Below are 6,987 nucleotides of genomic sequence, written 5' to 3' on the forward strand. Positions count from 1 at the left end.
TGGGCTGGTGGCTGGGGCGTCGTGTGCGGTGGGGGGGGGGGCCGGCCGGGCCGTCGGTGGGCGAGGACCCCCACCCCGCTCCGCTTCGCGGATCGACCCTCCCCACAAGGGGGAGGGTAAAGCGCCCGCTACTTCCGCAGAGCCATCGGTCGTCCGAGCAGAAACCGGATGAAGTTGCCTGCGGTCCGCGGCGCCATGCGGGGCTGCGTCGCCTGTCGTGGCGCGCTTTGCCTTCGCGCTGGCACCTTGGGTTCGACACCCGGTCGGCCCACCGTGAAGGAGGGCCCCGAGACCGGCTTCCCCCTCAACACGTTGGCGGCGTTGTTGTCATGGATGACGATGCACCATTGCGCGCCCTTCGATGCCGCCACGACGGTGTTGAAGCGCGTCGCCATTTTTGCGTGGTGCTCGCTGTAGACGCCGCTCATCGCCGGCGATCTCCTTTCGACCAGCGTGCCGAACGCCGACGTGACATAGTCGTGGTGCGTGTAGCGTCCGCTTGCCGTGTCGAAATTCTGGCCGTCCGGAAAGGCAATGTAGAGCGGCTGCAGGTCCACCACACGCTTTTCGATCTCCCGGCGCGCGTAGTGCTCGACGCGCTCCATGAAGGTCGGCGCCAGCGCGTCGTCGCTGTCGAGCCGCGTGAGCGAAACATAGTCGGCATCGGTATCGGCCTGGACGAAGGCATTGAAGCGATCATTGTAATCCTCGCCGGCCTCGACAAGGATCGGCCTGACGTCGACACCGGCCACGCAGCTGCACACGGTGCGAATATAGTTCTCGTGCGTATCGGCATCGAACGCCAAAAGGACGGTAAAATCCTTCAGCGACTGGCCTTCGAGCGACGACGCGCAATAGGTGTCGAACAACGCCAGGCGCTCGACCAGCCAGACCGGGTCGAGATTGGCGCGGCCCTTTCCGACCCACTGGCTTGGCTTGAAGCCAGCGGCGATGTTGTAGCGTATGGCGATGTATTTCTTCAGGCCGGTGTCCATGGACCGACACTTAGTACATTCCGCTGATCTGCGACAACCGACGGCTGGGCGGCCACCCTCCCCCTTGTGGGGAGGGTCGGCTCGCGGTCGGAGCGAAGCGGAGATGCGAGACGGGGTGGGGGGAGCGCCGACGGTCGGCGAGGACCCCCACCCCGCTCCGCTTCGCGGATCGACCCTCCCCACAAGGGGGAGGGTAAAAACCCCTTCAAACATGCAGCGCGTGGCCCAGCGCCTTCAGCGCCGCTTCCTGGAAGCCTTCGCCTTGCGTCGGATGCGCATGGATGGTGCCGGCGATATCCTCCAGCCGCGCGCCCATTTCCAGCGCCAGGCCGAATGCCGCCGCCAGTTCCGACACGCCTTGCCCGACCGCCTGGATGCCCAGCACCAGATGGTTGTCCGCGCGCGCCACGACGCGGACGAACCCGTCCTCGCCGAGTTTCGTCATCGCCCGGCCGTTGGCGGCGAAGGGGAACTGGCCGATCTTGATTTCGCCCAGCGCCTTCGCCTCCTCCGGCGTTAGCCCTGCCGTCACCAGCTCCGGATCGGTGAAGCAGACGGCCGGAATCGAGCGCTTGTCCCAGCTGCGCTTGTGGCCGGCGACGATCTCGGCCACCATTTCGCCTTGCGCCATCGCCCGGTGCGCCAGCATCGGCTCGCCGGTGACGTCGCCGATGGCATAGATGCCGCGCATCGAGCTGCGGCACTGGTCGTCGATCTTGATGAACTTGCCGGCCATGTCGAGATCGATCTGATCGAGGCCCCAGCCCTCCGTCACCGGCTTGCGGCCGACCGTGACCAGGATCTTGTCTGCCGCGATTTTGGTGCTCTTGCCATCCGCGGTCTCGACCAGCAGCGCGTCGCCCTTGACCCCCTTGGCCTTGGCGCCAAGCATCACCTCGACGCCGAGCTGGGCCAGCCGTTTCACCACCGGCCGGGTCAGTTCCGCATCATACTGCGCCAGCACGCGCGGCAGCGCCTCGACCACGGTCACCGCGGCGCCCATTTTGGCGAACGCCATGCCGAGTTCCAGCCCGATATAGCCGCCGCCGACCACGGCGAGCTTTTCCGGCACCTCGCCGAGAGCCAGCGCTTCTGTGGATGAAATCACCGAGCCGCCGAACGGCAGGAACGGCAGTTCCACCGTCGCCGAGCCGGTGGCGATCACAACCGTTTCGGCGCGGATGATCTGGGTGCCGGTCTCGGTCTCGACCGCGACGGTCTTGCCGTCGCGGAACGTCGCCCAGCCATAGACGGTCTTGACCTTGGCCTTCTTCAGTAGCCCGGCAACGCCCCCGGTCAGCCGGTTGACAATGCCGTCCTTCCACGCAACCGTCTTGCCGAGATCGAGCACCGGAGCCGCCACAGAAATGCCGAGCGGACTGCTGCCGCTGGCCATATGCGCGACCTTCTCGAACTCTTCCGCCGCATGGATCATCGCCTTGGACGGGATGCAGCCGACATTGAGACAGGTGCCGCCCGGTTTGCCGGCTTCAACGATCACCGTATCGATGCCGAGCTGGCCGGCACGGATAGCGCAGACGTAGCCGCCGGGCCCGGCGCCGATGACCAGCAGCTTGCAGGAGATTTCTTTCATGTTGGCATCCTAACTGTTTGTCGCGCCGGATCGGGGAGAACGCTCTGTTGCGATCCTTCGCGCCCCCGTCTGTCCTGCCGGACATCTCCCCCTCTAGTGGGGAGATTGGACGCCACTTCGGGTTTCGCCAATCCCGGTTGGATGAGCAGGTGAAGCGCCGAAACAGCCAATCTCCCCCCTCGAGGGGGAGATGCCTGGCAAGGCAGAGGGGGGCGCTGTCCCGCCGTCATCTCGGTCGTTCCGCCCCTCAATCCACAAATATCAGCGCTGGCGTCTCAATCAGCGCCTTGATCCGCTGCACAAACACCGCCGCATCCCAGCCGTCGACCACCCGGTGATCGAAGCTCGATGACAGGTTCATCATCTTGCGCGGGATGAACTGGGTGCCGTCCCAGACCGGCCGCACCATCATCTTGTTGACGCCGACGATCGCCACCTCAGGATGATTGATGACCGGCGTCGTCGCCACGCCGCCCATGGCGCCGAGCGAGGTGATGGTGATGGTCGATCCCGACAGCTCGTCGCGGCTGGCCGTGCCTGACTTCGCCGCTTCGGCGAGGCGGTTGAGCTCGGCCGCGCAATCCCAGAGGTCGCGCGCCTCGGCGTGCTTGACCACCGGCACCACCAGGCCCGACGGCGTCTGCGCGGCAATGCCGATATGGACGCCGCCATGCTGATGGATGATGCCGGCCTCGTCGTCGAACAGCGCGTTGATGTTGGGCTGGTCGGCAATCGCCTTGACCATCGCCCGCATCAGGAACGGCAGCAGCGTCAGCTTCGGCCTCTCCACACCCTTGCGCTTTTCCTTGTTGAGCGCCGCGCGCAACTCCTCAAGTGCTGTGACGTCGATCTCCTCGACATAGGTGATGTGCGGGATGCGTGACTTCGCCAGCGACATTTTTTCGGCGATCTTGCGCCTGAGACCAATGACCTTGATATCCTCGACGCTGTCATTGCGCGCCAGACCCGACGCCTTCGCTACCTGCGGTCCGCGTGCCAGGAATGCCTCGATATCTTCGTGGCTGATGCGGCCAGCAGGGCCGGTACCCGACACCTGGCGCAGATCGATCCCCGCCTCCTTCGCCCTGAGCCGGATGGCGGGCGACGCCAGGGGCTTTTCGCCCTCCGGGCGCGGCGCGCCGGTGGGTGCCGCACCTTTAGATGTCGGCGCAGCACCCCCACCCCTGGCCCCTCCCCACAAGGGGGAGGGGGATTCAGTCTCAGCTGCCCGTGCGCTTTTGGCTGCTGGTGCAGGTGGTGGCGACTTGGCGTCGGATTTCGTGGCCGAAACGCCTCCCTCTTGTGGGGGTCCGGGGGTCGGTGCCGCCGTGACCTCTGACAATTTCGAGCCTTCGGCGACATTGCCCTCCCCCGCCACTTTCAGCCGCACGATCGGCGAGCCGATCGCCACCGTGTCGCCGATCTCCGCGCCCAGCCACAGGATCTCGCCATCGACCGGCGAAGGTATTTCCACCGTCGCCTTGTCGGTCATCACGGCGGCAAGCACCGAGTCCTCGCGCACGAGGTCGCCGACCTTGACGTGCCACTCCACAAGTTCTGCCTCGGCGACGCCTTCGCCGACATCCGGCAGCTTGATGATGTGTTCGCCCATCCCTAGGCTCCCATGGTTTCGAGAAGCGCGCGGCCGACACGGGCCGGCCCCGGGAAATAGTCCCATTCCTGCGCATGCGGGTAGGGCGTGTCCCAACCGGCGACGCGCGCCACCGGCGCTTCCAGATGGTAGAAACAATTTTCCTGCACCAGCGCCGACAGCTCGGCGCCGAAGCCGGAGGTCAGTGTCGCCTCGTGCACGACGACGCAGCGTCCGGTCTTCTTCACCGAAGCGACTATCGCGTCGAGATCGAGCGGCAGCAGGGTCCGCAAATCGATGATCTCGGCATCGATGCCGGTTTCTTCCACAGCCGCCTGCGCGACATAGACCATGGTGCCGTAGGCGAGCACGGTGACGGCCGAGCCCGCCCGGCGGATCGCCGCCTTGCCGAGCGGCACCGTGTAATGGCCGTCGGCGACCTCGCCCAGTTCATGCTTCGACCATGGCGTCACCGGTCGGTCGTGATGGCCATCGAACGGTCCGTTATAGAGCCGCTTCGGCTCCAGAAAAATCACCGGATCGGGATCCTCGATCGCCGCGATCAGCAGCCCCTTGGCATCATGAGGATTGGACGGCACCACCGTCTTCAGCCCCGACACATGGGTGAACAGCGCTTCCGGGCTCTGGCTGTGCGTCTGGCCGCCAAAAATGCCGCCGCCGGTCGGCATGCGGACAACGATCGGGCAGGTGAAATCGCCGTTCGAGCGGTAGCGCAGGCGTGCTGCTTCCTGCGTCAGCTGGTCGTAAGCCGGGTACATGTAGTCGGCAAACTGAATTTCCACGCATGGCTTCAGCCCGTAGGCGGCCATGCCGATGGCCGAGCCGACAATGCCGGATTCGTTGATGGGCGCATCGAAGCAGCGGCTCTTGCCGTACTTCGCTTGCAGGCCTGCCGTGCAGCGGAAGACACCCCCGAAGAAGCCGACATCCTCGCCATAGACGATGACGCGTTCGTCGCGCGCCATCGACACGTCCATGGCGTCGCGGATCGCCTCGATCATGGTCCGTCTCGGCATGGTCAGACTCCCGCCTGCTGGCGCTGGCGCCTGAGATGCGGCGGCATCTCGGCAAACACGCCCTCGAACATCTCGCGCGTCGACGGCTTGCCGCCGGCATGCAGCGTGCCGTTGCTTTCGGCCTCCTTCTGTGCGGCGATCACCGTCTCCAAAATTTCGGCCTCAGCCTGGGCGTGACGCTCGTCCGACCAGACGCCGCGTTGGATCAGATGGTTCTTCAGCCGCATCACCGGATCGCCGAGCGGCCAGGCGTCGGATTCCGTCTTCGGCCGATAGGCCGACGGATCGTCCGAGCTCGAATGCGCGCCGGCACGGTAGGTGACATATTCGATCAGCGTCGGCCCGAGATTCTGCCGCGCCCGCTCCGCCGCCCATTTGGCCACGGCATGCACGGCGAGATAATCATTGCCGTCGACGCGCAGCGCCGGAATGCCGAAGCCGAGGCCGCGCGCGGCAAAGGTGCCGGAGCCGCCGCGCGCAATGCCTTGAAACGTCGAGATCGCCCACTGGTTGTTGACGACATTGAGGATGACCGGCGCCTTGTAGGTTGAGGCGAACACCAGTGCGGAATGGAAATCGGATTCGGCCGTCGAGCCGTCGCCGATCCACGCCGCCGCGATTTTCGAATCGTTGCTGATAGCGGAAGCCATCGCCCAGCCGACCGCCTGGATGTATTGCGTCGCCAGATTGCCGGAGATCGAGAAGAAGCCGTGCTCCTTCGACGAATACATGATCGGCAATTGCCGCCCTTTGAGCGGATCGGCCTCGTTGGAATAGATCTGGTTCATCATCGTGACCATCGGATAGCCGTCGGCTATGAGCAGGCCGGCTTGCCGATAGGTCGGGAAATTCATGTCGCCCGGCATCAGCGCCTTGCGGAAAGCGCAGCTCACCGCCTCTTCGCCCAGATGCTGCATGTAGAACGAGGTCTTGCCCTGGCGCTGCGCCATCTGCATGCGGGCATCGAAGCTGCGCAGCGTCATCATGTGGCGCAACCCCTCGAGCAGCTCCTCGTCGGTGAGCAGCCCGGCCCACGGCCCGACAGCCTCGCCGGTGCGGTTGAGCACACGGATGATCGAAAACGCCATGTCGCGGATGGTGCGCGGATCGACATTGATGTCCGGTCGCGGCACCGAGCCGGCCTTGGGGATAGGCACGTTGGAGAAGTCGGGCGTTCCGCCCGGCCGCACTTCCGGCTCCGGCACATGAAACCGCAACATCCCAGCATCGGTCATGACCATGGTCCTCCCATTTGCCTGGCGTCGATATTTGCACATCCGCGCGCCCGGCACAGCGCCAATTCATGGGGCGCCGCAACCCATCCGGCGTCACGGCCGGCAGGCGACGCCAAGATGCAGATATGTCAGCGAAATTTCTTGTCGATGTTGGGGAGCAGCGCGCAATTAGGCGCAAAGTTTTGCAGGATTTCCGGCAGATAGTCACTTCACGGCCTCCGGGAGAGATGAAGGCACCAAGGTCGGCGAACTCGCGCTTTCCTCTCCCCGTGATCGGGGGAGAGGTGTCGAGCTAAGCTCGACGGAGTGGGGGTCGACCCTTGGGCGCTAGGCAATGCTTGAGATAGTGCCCTTCCTTTGTCCGTTCGCGGCGATTGCCACGTGGCTCCCCCACTCCGTCTCGGCTTCGCCGAGCCACCTCTCCCCCCTCCGGAGGGAGAGGAAGGGCAATTGTCCGAACCGGATAGATAGGTAACAGAATGGACCGATAGCATGGGTGACAGTTTTCTTGTCCGCCGGAGGACCGGCGATGGTT

Annotated in this window: 6 protein-coding genes; all 6 read right to left on the minus strand. The window is 64.9% G+C overall.

Annotated features, from left to right (window positions below):
• Positions 1-128 precede the first annotated feature (128 nt).
• A complete protein-coding gene (locus NKJ78_RS30605; protein WP_352562810.1) occupies positions 129-995 on the minus strand; it encodes a glycosyltransferase in 867 nt (288 codons plus the stop codon).
• 205 nt (positions 996-1,200) lie between these two features.
• Entirely contained in the window at positions 1,201-2,589 is a 1,389-nt protein-coding gene (gene lpdA, locus NKJ78_RS30610) for a dihydrolipoyl dehydrogenase (protein ID WP_352461227.1), read from the minus strand.
• Positions 2,590-2,836: 247 nt separating this feature from the next.
• Positions 2,837-4,201 carry a dihydrolipoamide acetyltransferase family protein gene (locus NKJ78_RS30620; RefSeq protein ID WP_352461226.1) on the minus strand — a complete coding sequence of 455 codons (1,365 nt, stop codon included), beginning with the start codon at positions 4,199-4,201 and terminating at the stop codon, positions 2,837-2,839.
• Positions 4,202-4,203: 2 nt separating this feature from the next.
• Positions 4,204-5,217 carry an alpha-ketoacid dehydrogenase subunit beta gene (locus NKJ78_RS30625; protein ID WP_352461225.1) on the minus strand — a complete coding sequence of 338 codons (1,014 nt, stop codon included), beginning with the start codon at positions 5,215-5,217 and terminating at the stop codon, positions 4,204-4,206.
• A 2-nt stretch (positions 5,218-5,219) separates the two neighbouring features.
• Entirely contained in the window at positions 5,220-6,452 is a 1,233-nt protein-coding gene (locus tag NKJ78_RS30630) for a 3-methyl-2-oxobutanoate dehydrogenase (2-methylpropanoyl-transferring) subunit alpha (protein WP_352461224.1), read from the minus strand.
• Between the two features lie 327 nt (positions 6,453-6,779).
• Positions 6,780-6,987: hypothetical protein (locus NKJ78_RS30635; RefSeq protein ID WP_352562811.1), on the minus strand; the 208-nt coding region annotated here is incomplete at its 5' end.

Origin of the sequence: Mesorhizobium sp. M0037 (assembly GCF_040323635.1) — a bacterium.
Lineage (GTDB): Bacteria > Pseudomonadota > Alphaproteobacteria > Rhizobiales > Rhizobiaceae > Mesorhizobium.

Coding starts and splice junctions, on each gene's coding strand:
- NKJ78_RS30630 (WP_352461224.1), bottom strand. CDS start 6,452: ATGACCGATGCTGGGATGTTGCGGTTTCATGTGCCGGAGCCGGAAGTG.
- NKJ78_RS30605 (WP_352562810.1), bottom strand. CDS start 995: ATGGACACCGGCCTGAAGAAATACATCGCCATACGCTACAACATCGCC.
- NKJ78_RS30625 (WP_352461225.1), bottom strand. CDS start 5,217: ATGCCGAGACGGACCATGATCGAGGCGATCCGCGACGCCATGGACGTG.
- NKJ78_RS30620 (WP_352461226.1), bottom strand. CDS start 4,201: ATGGGCGAACACATCATCAAGCTGCCGGATGTCGGCGAAGGCGTCGCC.
- lpdA (WP_352461227.1), bottom strand. CDS start 2,589: ATGAAAGAAATCTCCTGCAAGCTGCTGGTCATCGGCGCCGGGCCCGGC.